Annotated in this window: 17 protein-coding genes; 8 read left to right on the top strand and 9 right to left on the bottom strand. The window is 67.3% G+C overall.

All coding sequences use genetic code 11. The annotated features are described in order from the left end of the window. Positions 1–67 precede the first annotated feature (67 nt). The 3 genes from ACTJKH_RS14140 (at position 68) to ACTJKH_RS14150 (ending at position 2,718) form a co-directional block, all read left to right on the top strand. Positions 68–394, top strand: a complete 327-nt coding sequence (locus ACTJKH_RS14140; protein ID WP_440737451.1) for a CHY zinc finger protein — start codon at positions 68–70, stop codon at positions 392–394. A 74-nt stretch (positions 395–468) separates the two neighbouring features. Next, complete coding sequence (locus tag ACTJKH_RS14145) at positions 469–2,067, top strand: ABC-F family ATP-binding cassette domain-containing protein (protein WP_210098166.1); 1,599 nt, start codon at positions 469–471, stop codon at positions 2,065–2,067. Between the two features lie 36 nt (positions 2,068–2,103). Next, on the top strand, positions 2,104–2,718 hold the full coding sequence (locus tag ACTJKH_RS14150; RefSeq protein WP_440737452.1) for a pyridoxamine 5'-phosphate oxidase family protein: 615 nt from the start codon (positions 2,104–2,106) through the stop codon (positions 2,716–2,718). Positions 2,719–2,724: 6 nt separating this feature from the next. Here the strand turns inward: ACTJKH_RS14150 and ACTJKH_RS14155 are convergent, their stop codons facing one another. The 3 genes from ACTJKH_RS14155 to ACTJKH_RS14165 all read right to left on the bottom strand — a co-directional run bounded on the left by ACTJKH_RS14155 (position 2,725) and on the right by ACTJKH_RS14165 (position 4,768). Beyond that, on the bottom strand, positions 2,725–3,537 hold the full coding sequence (locus tag ACTJKH_RS14155; RefSeq protein ID WP_440737453.1) for an SURF1 family cytochrome oxidase biogenesis protein: 813 nt from the start codon (positions 3,535–3,537) through the stop codon (positions 2,725–2,727). A 187-nt stretch (positions 3,538–3,724) separates the two neighbouring features. Beyond that, the gene (locus ACTJKH_RS14160; protein WP_440737454.1) at positions 3,725–4,081 is read right to left on the bottom strand and encodes a DUF3099 domain-containing protein; all 357 of its coding nucleotides are present in this window, start codon (positions 4,079–4,081) and stop codon (positions 3,725–3,727) included. A 51-nt stretch (positions 4,082–4,132) separates the two neighbouring features. Next, on the bottom strand, positions 4,133–4,768 hold the full coding sequence (locus tag ACTJKH_RS14165; RefSeq protein WP_440737455.1) for a DUF4190 domain-containing protein: 636 nt from the start codon (positions 4,766–4,768) through the stop codon (positions 4,133–4,135). Between the two features lie 134 nt (positions 4,769–4,902). Between ACTJKH_RS14165 and ACTJKH_RS14170 the strand changes: the two genes are divergently transcribed. Further along, positions 4,903–5,610, top strand: coding sequence for a beta-ketoacyl-ACP reductase (locus ACTJKH_RS14170; protein WP_440737456.1), 708 nt, complete (start codon positions 4,903–4,905; stop codon positions 5,608–5,610). Positions 5,611–5,624: 14 nt separating this feature from the next. On the opposite strand, the gene ACTJKH_RS14175 is transcribed toward ACTJKH_RS14170, so the two are convergent. From ACTJKH_RS14175 to glgC, 3 genes are read right to left on the bottom strand one after another with little or no spacing between them, the layout of a single operon-like run. Beyond that, a complete protein-coding gene (locus tag ACTJKH_RS14175; protein WP_440737457.1) occupies positions 5,625–6,323 on the bottom strand; it encodes an alpha/beta fold hydrolase in 699 nt (232 codons plus the stop codon). Positions 6,324–6,355: 32 nt separating this feature from the next. After that, positions 6,356–6,991: a phosphoserine phosphatase SerB gene (gene serB, locus ACTJKH_RS14180; protein WP_440737458.1), complete on the bottom strand. Its 636-nt coding sequence runs from the start codon at positions 6,989–6,991 to the stop codon at positions 6,356–6,358. A gap of 60 nt (positions 6,992–7,051) precedes the next feature. Further along, the gene (glgC, locus tag ACTJKH_RS14185; protein WP_210098160.1) at positions 7,052–8,293 is read right to left on the bottom strand and encodes a glucose-1-phosphate adenylyltransferase; all 1,242 of its coding nucleotides are present in this window, start codon (positions 8,291–8,293) and stop codon (positions 7,052–7,054) included. A 69-nt stretch (positions 8,294–8,362) separates the two neighbouring features. On the opposite strand from glgC, the gene glgA reads away from it, so the two are divergent. From glgA to ACTJKH_RS14200, 3 genes are all read left to right on the top strand, one after another. Then, positions 8,363–9,547 carry a glycogen synthase gene (gene glgA / locus ACTJKH_RS14190; protein WP_440737459.1) on the top strand — a complete coding sequence of 395 codons (1,185 nt, stop codon included), beginning with the start codon at positions 8,363–8,365 and terminating at the stop codon, positions 9,545–9,547. A 17-nt stretch (positions 9,548–9,564) separates the two neighbouring features. Further along, complete coding sequence (locus ACTJKH_RS14195; RefSeq protein WP_440737460.1) at positions 9,565–10,350, top strand: ABC transporter ATP-binding protein; 786 nt, start codon at positions 9,565–9,567, stop codon at positions 10,348–10,350. A gap of 91 nt (positions 10,351–10,441) precedes the next feature. Continuing rightward, the gene (locus ACTJKH_RS14200) at positions 10,442–10,699 is read left to right on the top strand and encodes a type B 50S ribosomal protein L31 (protein WP_028501712.1); all 258 of its coding nucleotides are present in this window, start codon (positions 10,442–10,444) and stop codon (positions 10,697–10,699) included. A gap of 74 nt (positions 10,700–10,773) precedes the next feature. On the opposite strand, the gene ACTJKH_RS14205 is transcribed toward ACTJKH_RS14200, so the two are convergent. The 3 genes from ACTJKH_RS14205 to ACTJKH_RS14215 are packed head-to-tail and all read right to left on the bottom strand — an operon-like array spanning position 10,774 to position 14,361. After that, positions 10,774–11,055, bottom strand: coding sequence for a hypothetical protein (locus ACTJKH_RS14205; protein WP_440737461.1), 282 nt, complete (start codon positions 11,053–11,055; stop codon positions 10,774–10,776). 53 nt (positions 11,056–11,108) lie between these two features. After that, entirely contained in the window at positions 11,109–12,356 is a 1,248-nt protein-coding gene (locus ACTJKH_RS14210) for an alpha/beta fold hydrolase (protein WP_440737462.1), read from the bottom strand. Between the two features lies 1 nt (position 12,357). Next, the gene (locus tag ACTJKH_RS14215) at positions 12,358–14,361 is read right to left on the bottom strand and encodes a DUF262 domain-containing protein (protein ID WP_440737463.1); all 2,004 of its coding nucleotides are present in this window, start codon (positions 14,359–14,361) and stop codon (positions 12,358–12,360) included. Positions 14,362–14,537: 176 nt separating this feature from the next. Here ACTJKH_RS14215 and ACTJKH_RS14220 point away from each other — a divergent pair, with 176 nt between their 5' ends. Further along, positions 14,538–15,311, top strand: a complete 774-nt coding sequence (locus ACTJKH_RS14220) for a hypothetical protein (RefSeq protein ID WP_440737464.1) — start codon at positions 14,538–14,540, stop codon at positions 15,309–15,311. The last annotated feature ends 48 nt before the right edge of the window (positions 15,312–15,359 follow it).

Raw genomic sequence — 15,359 nt, forward strand, 5'->3', positions numbered from 1 at the left:
GTGGCACGTGGGGCATCACCCTGAGGTATCGACCGCATCCCCCTGGAGAGGTAGATCGGGCGACCGCGTGGCGCGCGTCGGTGAGACCACGGTGCACGGAGTCATGGTCGACGGCGAGACCCGCTGTGAGCATTATCACGGTCCGCTCGATGTGATCGCGCTCCAGTTCGCCTGCTGCGGTGACTGGTACCCGTGTCATCTGTGTCACGAGGCGATCGCCGACCACGACGCCCGGCAGTGGGCGCTCGATGAGCGCGAGACGCCGGCGATCCTGTGCGGTGTGTGCGGAGCGCTGCTGAGCATCCACGAGTACCTCGAGGTGCACGGGTGCCCGAAGTGCTCCGCCGGGTTCAATCCGGGATGCCGGATGCACCACCAGCTCTACTTCGACTGAACATCCAGCCGAGCGATCTATACTGGGAGTTTGGCCGCTCGGCCGATTCCCCTTGAACGAACGGACATCCCGCTGTGCTTGCCGTGCACGAACTCGAGATCCGCGTGGGCGCACGCCTCCTTATGGAGAACGTGTCGTTCCGTGTGAGCGACGGAGACAAGATCGGTCTCGTCGGCCGCAACGGTGCAGGCAAGACCACGCTCACCAAGGTGCTCGCCGGTGATGTCCTGCCGTCGGGCGGCAACGTGACCCGTTCGGGAGAGCTCGGCTATCTGCCGCAGGACCCTCGTTCGGGCAACCCCGAAGACCTGGCGCGCACGCGCATCCTCGACGCGCGTGGGCTCGGTCAGCTCAACCTGGGGATGACCGAGGCGTCGATGGCGATGGGGTCGGATGACCCGGCTGTGGCCGACAAGGCCATGAAGCGCTATGCGCGTCTCACCGAGCAGTTCGAGGCGCAGGGGGGATACGCGGCCGAGGCCGAGGCCGCATCCATCGCGAACAACCTCTCGCTGCCCGACCGCATCCTCGACCAGCCGCTGTCGACGCTGTCCGGTGGCCAGCGGCGCCGCATCGAGCTGGCCCGCATCCTGTTCTCCGACGCCGAGACGATGATCCTCGACGAGCCGACCAACCACCTCGACGCCGACAGCGTGGTGTGGCTGCGTGAGTTCCTCAAGAACTACAAGGGCGGGCTGATCGTGATCAGCCACGACGTCGAGCTCGTCGGCGAGACCGTCAACCGCGTGTTCTACCTCGATGCGAACCGCCAGGTCATCGACACGTACAACATGAACTGGAAGAACTACCTGCGTCAGCGGGTGGCCGACGAGGAGCGTCGCAAGAAGGAGCGCGCCAACGCCGAGAAGAAGGCCACCACACTGCAGCTGCAGGCGGCCCGCTTCGGGGCGAAGGCATCGAAGGCTGCCGCCGCTCACCAGATGATCGCTCGTGCCGAGAAGCTGCTCGCCGGGCTCGATGACGTCCGCCAGGAAGACCGGGTCGCGAAGCTGCGCTTCCCGAAGCCTGCTCCGTGCGGGAAGACGCCGATGATGGCGACCGGACTCTCGAAGTCGTACGGCTCGCTCGAGATCTTCACCGACGTCGACCTCGCGATCGACCGCGGTTCGAAGGTCGTCGTTCTCGGACTCAACGGTGCCGGCAAGACGACGCTGCTGCGGATGCTCGCGGGGGTCGACAAGCCCGACACCGGACAGCTGGAGCCCGGCCACGGGCTCAAGGTCGGCTACTACGCGCAGGAGCACGAGAACCTCGACGTGAACCGCTCGGTGCTCGAGAACATGGTGTCGGCGGCTCCGCACATCACCGAGATGGAAGCGCGCAAGGTGCTCGGCTCGTTCCTCTTCACCGGGGATGACGTGCTGAAGCCTGCCGGAGTCCTCTCCGGTGGAGAGAAGACGCGCCTGTCGCTTGCGACGCTGGTCGTGTCGTCCGCCAACCTGCTGCTGCTCGATGAGCCGACCAACAACCTCGACCCCGCGTCGCGCGAGGAGATCCTCGGCGCGCTCGCCCACTACGAGGGTGCCGTCGTGCTCGTCTCGCACGACCCCGGGGCGGTGCAGTCGCTCAACCCCGAGCGCGTGCTGATCCTCCCGGACGGCGTCGAGGACATCTGGAGCCAGGACTACCAGGACCTGATCGAGCTCGCCTGACCTGCGTCGTCCGCGGTCGGTGGCATAGTCGAGAGCGTGACACACGAACTCGACTCGCACCTCCGCTCGCTCAACGACTGGCTGAGGGGCAGGCATGCCCTCACCGGAACAGCTCCGGAGTGGGATCTCGATGTGCTGCCGGATGAACCGAGCGCGCTCTTCGCCGAATGGTTGCGGGCCGCATCGGATGCCGGGGTGGCCGAGCCGCACACCGTCACCCTCGCGACCGTGGACGCCGACGGGATCCCGGACGCGCGCACCCTCATCCTGAAGCGGATCGATGACCGGGGGTGGGCGTTCGCGAGTACCAGATCGTCGCGCAAGGGTGCCCAGCTCGCCGCCGCCCCTGCCGCGGCGCTGAACTTCTGGTGGCAGCCGCAGGTGCGGGCTGTGCGGGTGCGCGGTCGGGTGGAGGAAGCCACGGCCGAGGAGAGCGCCGCCGATCTCGCCGCACGCTCCGCGTCAGCGCAGACGGACATCGCCGACGGCGACTGGGTGCTGTGGCGGATCGTCCCCACCCGCATCGAGTTCTGGCAGGGCTCGAGAGACCGGCGACACACGCGCGTCATCTATGAGGCCGCCGGAGCGGAGTGGTCTCGAACGACCGTCGGCGGCACCGTGGTTGGACAGAGCAGCATCCGCTCCGTCTGATTCGCGTCAGCGGGCGTCGAGGAGCTCGTCTTCGACATCGGCATCCTGGTCCCGTCGCCGAGACTTCTTCACCGGCGCGGGGATGCCCTCGACCTCTTCGCGGTGCTTCACGATCTCGGTCCGGATGATGTAGCCGATGAACACGAAGCCCATCAGCGCGAACAGGATCCACTGGATCGCATACGAGAGATGCGGGCCTGGATCATCGGTGGGGGAGTCGAACCCGCCCAGTGTCCCTTCGCCGGCAGGATTCTCGCTGACGATCTGTCCGTACGCGCTCGTGATGACATCGCCGCCGACCAGTTCGGCGATCGAAGGCAGGTTGATCGTGGGCACCTGGCCCTCAGGGGCGCCTCGCCCGGACGCAGGGAGCTGCTCACCCGGGCGCAGCCGGACGATGACCTCGACCTCGCCGCTCGGGGGAGCCGGCACCGCATCGGGGGCATCGCCGTCACCCGGAGGCACCCACCCGCGGTCGACGATGAACACGCGACCGTCGACGTCGCGGAACGGCACCAGCACTTCGAACGCGCTCGTGCCGCCATGCGGTCGGTTGCGCACCAGCAGCTGCTCGTCGTCGAGGTACTCCCCGGTGAGCACCACCGGATGCCACACGTCGCCGGGGTCGAGCTCGCCATCGGTGCCGATGAGCTCTGCGAGCGGCACGGGATCCGCGTCGTAGTTCTTCTCGACGAGTGCGATCTGCTCCGATCGGTTCTCATTCCGATCGAACTGCCAGTGCGACAGGAAAGCGCAGGCGATGGCGAAGCCGATCGCGATCAGCACGTACACGGTCCAACGACCCATCCGGGCACTCATGAGGGGACACCATCTCTCACTGTCACGGGGAAGTCTCTCGCTGCCAGATAGTCGCGGAGGAAGCCGACATGCTCATCGCACGCGAGCCAGACCTTCTCGCGGTCAGCCGCGTGGATGCGCGGATTGCGCCACACCACCTGCATGGTCGCCGCGGACCGGCATCCGGCCCGCGAGCACTCCAGTCCACTCACTCGCGATCCTGGCGGCTCTCGTGGATGATGATGATCCCGGGATCCGTGATCGTCTCGACGGGCGTCGGGGTCGTGGCGATCGGAGCCTCGATCTGCTGCACCGGCGACTCCGCGGTCGTCTCCGTGCTGTCGCTGCCCGCGTTCGCGAAGACCACGGCGATGTACGGCAGGACGGCGGCGGCGAGTGCGAAGACCCAGGTGTACCAGCCATAGGGCTGGACGAACATCATGAGTGCGAAGCACACGATGCGGATCGTCATCGTCAGTGCATAACGGCGGACACGGTGATCAGCCTCGGCCTGCAGCGACTGCGGCAGCGAGGTGACAGCAGGAACCAGCGGTTTGCTCTTCACGATGAGACAAGCCTACGCCGGTGAGGGGGCGCCGGGGTGCCCCGCGACCTGTCAGGACGAGAAGATGAACGGCAGCGTGAAGGCGCCGAAGAACGCGAAGCTGACGACTGTCATGACGATCGTGATCGCGAGGACCGCGACCATGATGTAGCCCATGATCAGCCCGGCGAAGGCCAGACCACGGCCGCCGATGGCCGGGTTGTTCTTCGTCTGCCGCAGAGCCATGTGCCCGGTGATCACGGCGACGATCGACGCGACCATGGGAATCACCGCCCAGAACAGGACCAGACCGGCGATGCCGCAGATCAGCGATGTGATCGCGAGCCCGCTCGCCGGGCGCGGAGCGGCGTAGACCGGAGCGGCGTAGGCGAGGTACCCGGCACCGGGCTGACCGGGCGCGGAGTACTGCGGGTGCTGAGAGGCTGTGCCGTAGGGCTGGACGGCAGCCGCGCCGTAGGGCTGCTGGGCGGGTGAGAACGTCGGCGCGGCGCCGGGGTACGCCTGCGTCGGCGCGGCGCCCGGGTATGCCTGGGTCTGCTGCGTGGGCGCGGTGCCGGGGTAGATCTGGGGCGGCTGCGCCGGGGCGGCCTGGTGGGGATACGCGGGCGGTGCGGGCGCGAGCGGTGGCGCGGGCGGGGGAGCCGGCTGTTCGCCGCCCGGGGAGGTGGGGATGCTGTTGTCGCTCACGGTGATGCCCTTTCGTCGGGTTCAGCGTCCCAGTCCGGGAAGGCGCTGTCAAACGTCGCGGGACGCACGCGGCATCATCGGTAGGATCGATGACGACCCGGCCCGACCCCCACCGGCCAGATCAGGAGTGGAAAATGAGTTCTCGCGTCGTCCTCGTCACCGGAGGCAACCGCGGCATCGGCCGTGCGATCGCCGAGCGATTCGTCCGTGACGGGTACCGCGTCGCCGTCACCGCACGCAGTGGTGAAGGCCCGGAGGGCACCCTGACGGTGCGCGCAGACGTCACCGATGCCGCTGCGCTCGATGCGGCGTTCACCGAGGTCGAGCAGCAGCTCGGACCCGTGGAGATCGTCGTCGCCAATGCGGGTATCACGAAGGACACGCTGCTCCTGCGTATGAGTGAGGACGACTTCGACAGCGTCGTGGCCACCAACCTCGGCGGCACCTTCCGCGTCGTCAAGCGCGCATCGAAGGGGATGCTGCGCGCGCGCTTCGGCCGCGTGATCCTGATCTCGAGCGTCGTCGGTCTCTACGGCTCGGCCGGGCAGGTGAACTACTCGGCGTCGAAGAGCGCACTGGTGGGCTTCGCACGATCGCTCACCCGCGAGCTCGGCGGCCGCGGCATCACTGCGAACGTCGTCGCCCCCGGTTTCATCGAGACGGACATGACGGCTGAGCTCCCCGAAGAGACACAGAAGCAGTACAAGGCGAACATCCCGGCAGGTCGCTTCGCCACTCCCGACGAGGTCGCGGCTGTGGTCACGTGGCTCGCCGGCGACGACGCGGGATACATCTCCGGTGCCGTCATCCCGGTCGACGGCGGACTCGGAATGGGGCACTGAGCCGACTCGCTGCGTCAGCGGCGGGTGACCGCCGCATCGATGAGCTGGGCGAGCCGGCTCGGCATCGAGAACTGCGGCCAGTGACCTGAGCCGATGCGCACGACCTCGGCGTCAGCGATCGCCCGGAACTCGTCGGCGTACGGGCCCCACTGCTCGAGCTCAGACTCGAGGGTCTCGAGGTCCATGGCGCCCATGAGCAGCGTCACGGGGACGGAATGCCGGGCCCCTGGACCGAGTGCGATCTCATCGGTCGGCACCTTGGCCGGCACGCTTCGTGTGAGGGGCGCGGTGCGCGAGCGGGTGTCTTCGTCGAGATCCTCGACGTCTTCGGCGGGGAAGAAGTCCCAGCCGGGAAAAGGCACGACGCCGTCGAAGACCTCGAACTCGCTGATGCCGAAACCCGACGGTGGAGGCACAGTGTCGACGAACACCGCTCTGGCCACGGCCTCGGGGCGTGCGTCCGCGACCCCCCACGCGACATTGCCTCCGCCGCTGTGACCGACGACCACGACCTGGCGTCCGACCGCATCGATCGCGGCCACGGCGGCGTCGACCCACTCGGAGATGCCGATCTCGGACGATTCCGACGCGGGTGCTCCGACGCCCGGCATCGTGAGCGGATGAACCGTGTGACCGGCGCGCTCGAGTTCGGTCGTGACGTCGTTCCAGCTCGAGGCATCGAGCCACAGGCCCGGGATGAGGATGATGTCCATGGCCCGACGATAGACCGGGCTTCGGACATCCGCTACGGCAGCAGGGCGATGACCTCGGACAGGTTCTGAGGACCGACGACCAGGCTTGCGGCGGCGCGCACGGCAGGCTTCGCGTTGAACGCGACTCCGAGCCCGGCGACCGACATCATCTGCAGGTCGTTGGCTCCGTCGCCGATCGCGATCGTCGCGTGGCGCTGCACTCCGAGCTCGTCCGCCCAGGCGAGCAGCGATGCGGCCTTGGCGGCGGCATCGACGATCTCGCCGTCGACCCGACCCGAGAGCGCGCCGTCGGTGACCTCCAGGCGGTTCGCGCGCCAGCGGTCCACGCCGAGACCGGGGGCGACGTCGTCGAGGATCTCGTGGAAACCGCCGGACACGACACCGACGACACCACCGCGTTCATGGACGGCGGCCGTCAGCTCACGGACGCCGGGCGTCGGCTCGATGCGGGCGAGCACCCGGGCGAAACCTGACACCGGTACGCCCTCGAGGGCTGCGACCCGCGACCGTAGACTCGTCGCGAAGTCGATCTCGCCGCGCATCGCGGCCTCCGTGGCCGCCTGCACCTCGTCGCGACGCCCAGCTTCGTCGGCGATGAGTTCGATCACCTCATTGCGGATGAGTGTGGAATCAGCATCGAGGACGACGAGGAAGCGCGCAGCAGTCACGCCCCCAGCGTATCGACAGCTGCGCTCGTCGACGTGCGGTGCGGGACTCAGATGGCCCGGTCACCGTTCGATGAACAGGCCCTTGCCGACCACGGTGATGCCCGACTCCGTCACGGTGAACCCCCGGGCGAGATCGCGCTCTCGGTCGACGCCCACGGTCGCGCCGTCGGCGAGGACCACGTTCTTGTCGAGGATCGCGCGATGCACTCGCGAACCCGCTCCGACCCGCACCCCGTCGAAGACGACGGAGTCGGTGATCGTGGAACCGCCGCCAGCGAGGGTCCACGGCCCGACGACGCTGCGTTCGAGATGTGTCCCCGACAGCACGGACCCGAGCGACACGATCGAGTCGATCGCGTTGCCGATGCGGCCCACCGAGTCGCGCACGAACTTCGCGGGCGGCGAGTTCACGGCCTGCGAATGGATCGGCCACTCCATGTTGTAGAGGTTGAAGATCGGCAGCGTCGAGATCAGATCCATGTGGGCGTCGAAGAACGAGTCGATGGTACCCACGTCGCGCCAGTACGAACGATCGCGGGGAGAGGAACCCGGGACGTCGTTCTGCTTCATGTCGTAGTAGCCGGCCTCACCGCGGTCGACGAAGTACGGCACGATGTCGCCACCCATGTCGTGCCCGGAGGTCGGCGATTCGCCGTCGGCCTCGACGGCGGCGATCAGAGCGTCGGCGTCGAAGATGTAGTTGCCCATCGAGGCGAGCACCTCGTGCGGGGAGTCCTCGAGGCCGGCGATGTCGGTCGGCTTCTCGAGGAACTGCTTGATGCGTCCGGTCTCGGTGTCTGCATCGATCACGCCGAACTGCGACGCCATCGAGAGCGGCTGGCGGATGCCGGCGACGGTGGCTTTGGCGCCGGACTCGATGTGCGCCTCGAGCATCTGACGGAAGTCCATGCGGTACACGTGATCGGCGCCGATCACGACCACGATGTCGGGCTTCTCGTCGTTGATCAGGTTGAGGCTCTGGAGGATCGCGTCGGCGGAGCCGGAGAACCAGCGCTTGCCGAGTCGCTGCTGCGCGGGCACCGAGGTGACGTACGAGTCGAGCAGTGCTGACATGCGCCACGTCTGCGAGATGTGCCGGTCGAGGCTGTGCGACTTGTACTGCGTGAGGACGACGACCTGACGAAGCCCCGAATTTATGAGGTTCGAGATCGCGAAATCGATCAATCGGTACTGTCCGCCGAAGGGCACTGCAGGTTTCGCGCGATCGGCTGTGAGGGGCATGAGACGCTTTCCCTCGCCGCCGGCGAGGATGATGCCGAAGATCTTCTTTGGTGCGGACATGCACCCACCATAGAGGCGAATCGGCCCGGCGAACTAGCATCTGGACAAGTGAGTCACTACCGTCTAGACATGCGCGTCGAGATGATCACGAAGGAATACCCGCCGGAGATCTACGGAGGTGCGGGCGTCCACGTCGCCGAGCTCGTCACGGCCCTGCGGGAGAATATCGATGTACAGGTCAGAGCCTTCGGTTCTCCGCGTGATGAGGCGGGTACTTTCGCGTATCGGACGCCGTCGGAACTCGCCTCCGCGAACGCCGCTCTGCAGACGCTCGGCACGGATCTCGAGATCGTCTCGGCCATCTCCGACGCCGACCTCGTGCACAGTCACACCTGGTACGCGAACTTCGCCGGGCACATCGCCTCCCAACTGCACGGGATCCCTCACGTGCTCACCGCACACAGCCTCGAGCCGCTGCGCCCATGGAAGGCCGAGCAGCTCGGCGGTGGATACGCGGTGTCGAGTGGCATCGAGAAGCTCGCCTACGAGAATGCGGCGGCGGTCATCGCGGTGAGCGCAGGGATGCGCGCGGACATCCTGCGCAGCTACCCGTCGGTCGACCCGGCCAAGGTGCGCGTGATCCACAACGGGATCGATGTCGAACGGTGGCGGCCGGTGCAGAACCCCGCCTTCCTCGAATCCGTCGGGATCGACCCCGCTCGTCCGTCCGTCGTCTTCGTCGGACGCATCACCCGGCAGAAGGGCCTGCCCTACCTGCTGCAGGCCGCTCGTCTGCTGCCCCCTGAGGTGCAACTGATCCTCTGCGCCGGCGCCCCGGACACTCCCGAGATCATGGCCGAGGTGCAGGAGGGCGTGAAGCTCCTGCAGCAGACCCGCGACGGTGTCGTCTGGATCGAGCGGATGCTGCCGCGCGACGAGCTCTCGGCGATCCTCACGGCCGCGACGACCTTCGTCTGCCCGTCGGTCTACGAGCCGCTGGGCATCGTGAACCTCGAGGCGATGGCATGCGGGGCAGCGGTGGTCGGCACGGCGACCGGGGGCATCCCCGAGGTCGTCGCCGACGGCGTCACCGGGCGGCTCGTGCCGATCGAGCAGCTGCAGGACGGCACGGGAACCCCCGTGGACCCGGAGCGCTACATCGCCGATCTCGCCGGCGTGCTCACCGAGGTGACCTCCGATCCGGAGCGCGCGCGGGCCTACGGCGAGGCCGGTCGGGAGCGCGCCCGCGACGAGTTCAGCTGGGGTGCGATCGCCGACACCACGCGCGCGCTGTACGCGGAGCTGACGTCCTGAGCCGATAGGCTGGGAGCATGTCGAGCGCTCTGGAATTCACCGACGTCGTCGTGCGCCGCGAGGGCCGCAACATCATCGATCACGTGACCTGGCAGGTCGACGACGATCAGCGATGGGTGATCCTGGGCCCGAACGGCGCGGGAAAGACGACCCTGCTGCAGTTGGCCGACACACTCATGCACCCGACCTCCGGAACGGTGACGGTGCTGGGGGAGACCCTGGGCCGCACAGACGTGTTCGAGGTGCGGCCGCGCATCGGCTTCGCGTCCTCGGCGATGGCGAAGCGCGTGCCGCGTGACGAGACGGTGCTGAACACCGTCCTCACCGCCGCATACTCGGTGCTCGGCCGATGGAACGAGAACTACGAGGACATCGATGAGCGTCGCGCGCTGCGCGTGCTCGGTGACTGGCGCCTCGAGCACCTCGCCGAGCGCACGTTCGGAACGCTGAGCGACGGCGAGCAGAAGCGCGTCCAGATCGCTCGCGCCGTGATGACCGACCCCGAGCTGCTCCTCCTCGACGAGCCGACGGCGTCGCTCGATCTCGGGTCGCGTGAAGAGTTGCTCGCCCTGCTCAGCGGCTACGCGTCGTCGCCGACGACGCCCGCGATGCTGATGGTCACGCATCACGTCGAGGAGATCCCGGTCGGCTTCACGCATGTGCTGCTCATGCGCGAGGGGCGCATCGTCGCCGCGGGGCCGGTCGCCGAGACCCTGACCGCCGAGACGCTGACCGAGACGTTCGGCATGCCGATCGTGCTCAGCAGCGAAGACGGTCGCTACGCCGCGCGCGCGGCATCCTGATCGCGATCTGATAGAATCGATCCTTGGTGCTCTCTGCACCGCAGACTTCCCTCGTCCCTGGCACAATCCAGGGCAGCAACTAAGGAATCCCATGAAGACTGACATTCACCCCGAGTACAAGGCTGTCGTGTTCCGCGACCTCGGTTCGGGAGAGACGTTCCTCACCCGTTCGACCGTCACGGGCGACAAGACCATCGAGCTCGACGGCGTCGAGTACCCCGTCATCGACGTCGAGATCTCGTCGGCATCGCACCCGTTCTACACGGGTAAGCAGCGCATCATGGACTCGGCCGGTCGCGTCGAGAAGTTCAACCAGCGCTTCAAGGGCTTCGGCGGCTCGTCCAAGTAACGACCACCGCGTCAGAAGGCCCCGGTTCCTCGGAACCGGGGCCTTCTTCGTGTTCACCCGGAGGCGAGCGGTCCTCAGAGATCGATGACGATGCGTTCCGCGTCGATCCGGCTGGGCTGGTCGCCGGGAGAGGGCGCGGGGGCCGTGCGCTTGGTCTGGCGGTCGCGCTCGATGCCGGCCTCGTGGGCCGACGGCATCCAGACCGCCTCGAACGACCCTCCGAGTCCGCCACCGGCACTCTCGTACTTCTTCTCGAGGGGCACCCTGGCGTACGCCGCCACGATCACCACGACGATCGCGGTCACGACGATGAGGAGGATCGCGATCGTCAGGAGCATCCCGAGTGTGTCGGCCATGGAATCAGGCTATGCGGCTCCGGACGTGGAGGCATCAGCCTGCAGGGGGATTCTCAACGGACGCGGCGACCGTGGGCGAGATCGAAGAGGCGGGTCAGCACGGGGCCGGAGCGCACGCCGTTGTGCTCGTGCTCGCTGGTCACCCAGAGCGTGACGCCGGGCAGCAGACGAGCGGTCTCGAGAGAGAACTCCATCGGCACGTACACGTCGTTCACGTACACCGCCGCCGCACCCGTCGCACCGGACGTCGCGATGGCGACCTCGTCGTAGATGCGCGGCCATTCGAACTCCGCCAGCGCGAGCGTGACGTCGCGCCACGGCTGGAATGCCGGCACCGTCTCGGTCCAGTCTCGGCGGATGTGCTCGCCCGTGAACAGGGTCACGTCGTCGCGGAAGTCCTGGGGCTCGGTGCGCTCCGCCGACCATCGTGTGGCATGACCGCTCGCATAGCTCGATTCATGGAACGCGAAGTAGAGCGGGTTGCGGCCGCGGTACGGCATCGCGTGCATCAGATCGTGACGGAAGGCGTTGGACGCGGGATCGCGCTCGAGCAGCGACCAGACGGTCTGCCACCCGTCGTCCGTGCCGAGCGCGGAACCCACGGAGCGCAGCCTCGACGGTGAGACGATCTCGCCGTCGGGCAGGACGATGTCGCCTGCCGCGGCTCGATCGACGAGGCGGCGCATGGCATCCCTGTGCTCGGGGAACCGACGGTAGTACTGCTCGGAGGCCACGCGCATCTTGTCGTAGCAGAGCGCGTAGACCTCGTCCGGGTGGCGGCTCACGGTGCTGAGCCCGCCGGTGATGAACACGTCGGCCAGCGAGTCGGCGTCGGTCGACAGGTAGGCGAGGGTCGTGAACCCCCCGAACGACTGGCCGAGCACGCTCCACGTCTCGGCGCCGAGGTGTTCGCGCATCGCCTCGCAGTCGCGGACGATCGAGTCCGCGCGCAGGTGCGTGAGGTGCTCCGCGACCGCGGCCGATCCGCGCTCGAGGTCGGCGTCGCCGACCGGCGTCGAGAGTCCGGTGCCTCGCTGGTCGAGCATCACGACCCGGTAGTGCGCGAGCGCCTCGTCGAGCCAGGCGGGCGACGTCGACGAGTGGAACGGACGGGGTGCTTCGTGACCGGGTCCCCCCTGCAGGAAGACCAGGTAGGGGAGCCTTTCGCCTCCCTCGCGGGTGACCACGCGGGCGAAGACGTCGATCGTGCGGGTGTCGGCCGGGTCGCCCCACACGAGCGGGACGGTGAGCGTGTGCTCCTCGACAGTGAGGTCGAGCAGGCGGCGGATGGTGGTCGTCATGTCACATCACATTCCCGATGTAGGAGTACTTGACGAACACCTCGGAGGCGATGCCGGCCTCCTGGAGCACGCCCTGCACCGCATTCATCATGTAGTTCGAGTCCCATCCCATGTACAGGTGGTGCGACTCGTCGAGCTGGTCCCATTGGCCCTTCCAGGCCATGTCGTCGTAGATCGGTCCGCCGTGGGTGGCGCAGTAGGTCACAGCCGCATCGCGTGTGTCGGTCCAGGCGCGGCGGAAGACCCGGTTGAACAGGTACCGGACGTCGAAGACCTCCCAGCGCTCGCCCCGGTATTCGACGTACTCGAACTCGCGCTCCCACCCGGCGGGCCAGCCACGGCGACGCACCGCGTCGAGGATGGGGGTCAGCCCGTCGTCATCGATCTCGGGCAGAGCGGGCCTCGCCCAGATGCGCAGCAGCTCTGCGGTGAGGCGGATGGTGCGTTCCGAGATGGCGGCGGTGCCCCACGTGTCGGTCGCTTCGAGCGCCTTCGTCTCGGCGACGGAACTCCGCGCATAGGCGGAATCGCGCTTGGCTGCGAACGACTCGCCGAACACGCGCTCTGCGAGGTGCTGCTCGAGGAGCGTGAGGTTTCCGAGTGTCGGTGCGAGAGCGCGATGCGCGTTGCGCTCGTCGTCGGAGTAGTCGATCCACGGGCGTACGCCGTCTCCCGACCAGCTGTCGCTGGGCACGGTCGGCACGATGTGCTCGACGTCGAAGTCGTCGGCGTCGTCGACCCCCTCCAGACGTCCGAGCACGTACGCAGGATGCGGGAGCTCGCTGTACTTCAGGACGGCGCTCACGCGCTCGTCCGAGGGGGTGATCCGAGCGAATGCGCGGGCCAGCGCATCCCTTCCGCCCCGCCGCGCGCGGCAGAGACGGGCGACGAGACGCTCATTCGGAAGATTCACGAGGGTGCGGCGCAGATACATCGTCTGGATCCATTCGAGCGTCTCCAGGAGCTCATCGCGTCCGATGAGCCCTCGCGAGTGATCGCTGTAGACGCTCAGCACCAGGGGGTACGACGCGCGCCCGAAGGTGTTCACGAACCGCAGCTGCCGCGCGATCTCGGAGTCGTTCTCGAGCGTGGGGTCGAGCAGGATGCCGTAGATCTCGGCGTAGTGGCGCCAGACCTCCGCATCCGCCTGCAGATGATCGAGGTCGACACGGGGGAAGGAGCGCCGGAAGGCGCTGTAGACGCCGTGCTCGCCGTTCGCGGCGACCTCTCGTCCTGTGGTCATCACGAGGTAGTGCCGCCAGAATGCACCGATCGTCTCTCCGGTGTGGCGTTCGATCGGCAGCCAGAACCGGGTCTCGACATCGAGCTGCTCGGCGTGGGTGAGGCCCATCAGGATGTAGTTGTGGATGAGCTCGTGATCACGCAGCGGTTCACCGGTGGAGTTCAGGCTCTCGAAGATCTGCTGCGCATTCGCCTCTGTGGCGAGCGTGATCGACACGTGCTCGAGCCTCTGCAGTCCGCGCCAGATCGAGGGCACCTCGTCGACGTGCACCTGGCTGCGGAAGAACGCGTAGTTGTCGTCGAAGCGCGACTCACGGTCCGCGTGATCGCCGCGTTCGAGCACAACCGACTCGTAGAGCTCGGCCCAGGCGTCATGCGGGCGCAGCTTGGTGCGGGTGGGGTCGTCCGGACGCACGAGAACACGGTCGAGCTCGGCGGCCAACTCGGGGGAGGAGTCCTGCAGCGCGTGCCGCAGAGCCGCGACGAGCAGCATGAGCGTGGTGATGCGCTGCTGCCCGTCGATCAGGACGAGCTCCGTGTCGGCATCCGAGTCGTCGGAGGCCGACAGGATCGACCCGATGAAATGGCGGTGGGACTCGTCTTCGCGGGCCACGGCTCGTACGTCGGAGAGCAGCTGCTCGCATCCGCCGATGTCCCATCGGTACTGACGCTGGTACACCGGCACGACGATGGTGGTGGAGTCCTCTGCGAGCCACTCGATCGTGTTGACAGCTGTCGCCTCGACGTTGGTCGCAGTGCTCATGCTGGTGTCTCGTCCTCCCGTAACGCCCGGCGCCGAGGAGTCGCCAGGCGCCCGATTCAGTCTATTCGGTTATTCACGGCGGCCCTCGGCGGCGCGTCAGAGGCGCACTGTTAGGCTTGCCTTATCAGGGCCTGTTAAAACGTGCTGGCCCCCGATGAAAGGATCTGGTTCAGATCATGGGATACATCAAGTCAAAGGCGCTCGAAGACAAGGGCTTCGTCGTTCTCGACAGCTACGACCAGGAGCTCGACCCCAAGGAGTGGCTCGACATCGAGTACAACGACTGGAAGTCGTCGGGTGACACCCGCTTCGCGCCGCTCGCCAGTGCCAAGGGCGAGATCGAGTGCAACGGCTTCTGGAACCACAAGCCGCCGCGCACCGACAAGGACGGCGTCTGGATCGACTCGCAGACCGCCAAGGCGCCGAACCTGACGCGTCGCGCGCAGGAGCCGGGTGCCAACGTCGGTCGCTGCCGTGTGATCGAGCTGCAGCCGACGCCGTACGGCGAGTGCCTCTACAACCTCCACCAGGACGACAACAACCGTCTGAACCCCGACGGCACCGGCTGGGTCGTGCGCGGCTTCTTCAACCTCAGCGATGACAAGGACAGCTTCTTCGTCCTGCGCGAGAACCGCACCGACCCGAGCATCGAGTACCGCATCGCGCTGCCGGCCGGCGCGCAGCTGATCGTCGACACGCAGCGTCTGTGGCACGCCGCGACGCACGTCGGCTCCGAGCCGCGCTACTGCCTCATCACGTCGTGGACGTCGGGCCCCGAGCTCGACGCCTACATCGAGAAGTACAACGGCACGCAGGATGTGCCGAACGTCGACGTCCCGCAGGACGTGCTCGAGGCCGGCTACGCCGAGCAGGCTCGTCGTGACGCCGCCCGTGCCGCGTACTACGCCGCCAAGGGCCAGCAGGTCAAGCAGGCGATGAGCGAGGCCTGAGCCTCCTCCGAATCAGGACCGGTGACGGTCCGAAGGCCCCGGTCCTCG

Origin of the sequence: Microbacterium sp. 22215 (genome assembly GCF_052045655.1) — a bacterium.
Taxonomy (GTDB): domain Bacteria; phylum Actinomycetota; class Actinomycetes; order Actinomycetales; family Microbacteriaceae; genus Microbacterium; species Microbacterium phyllosphaerae.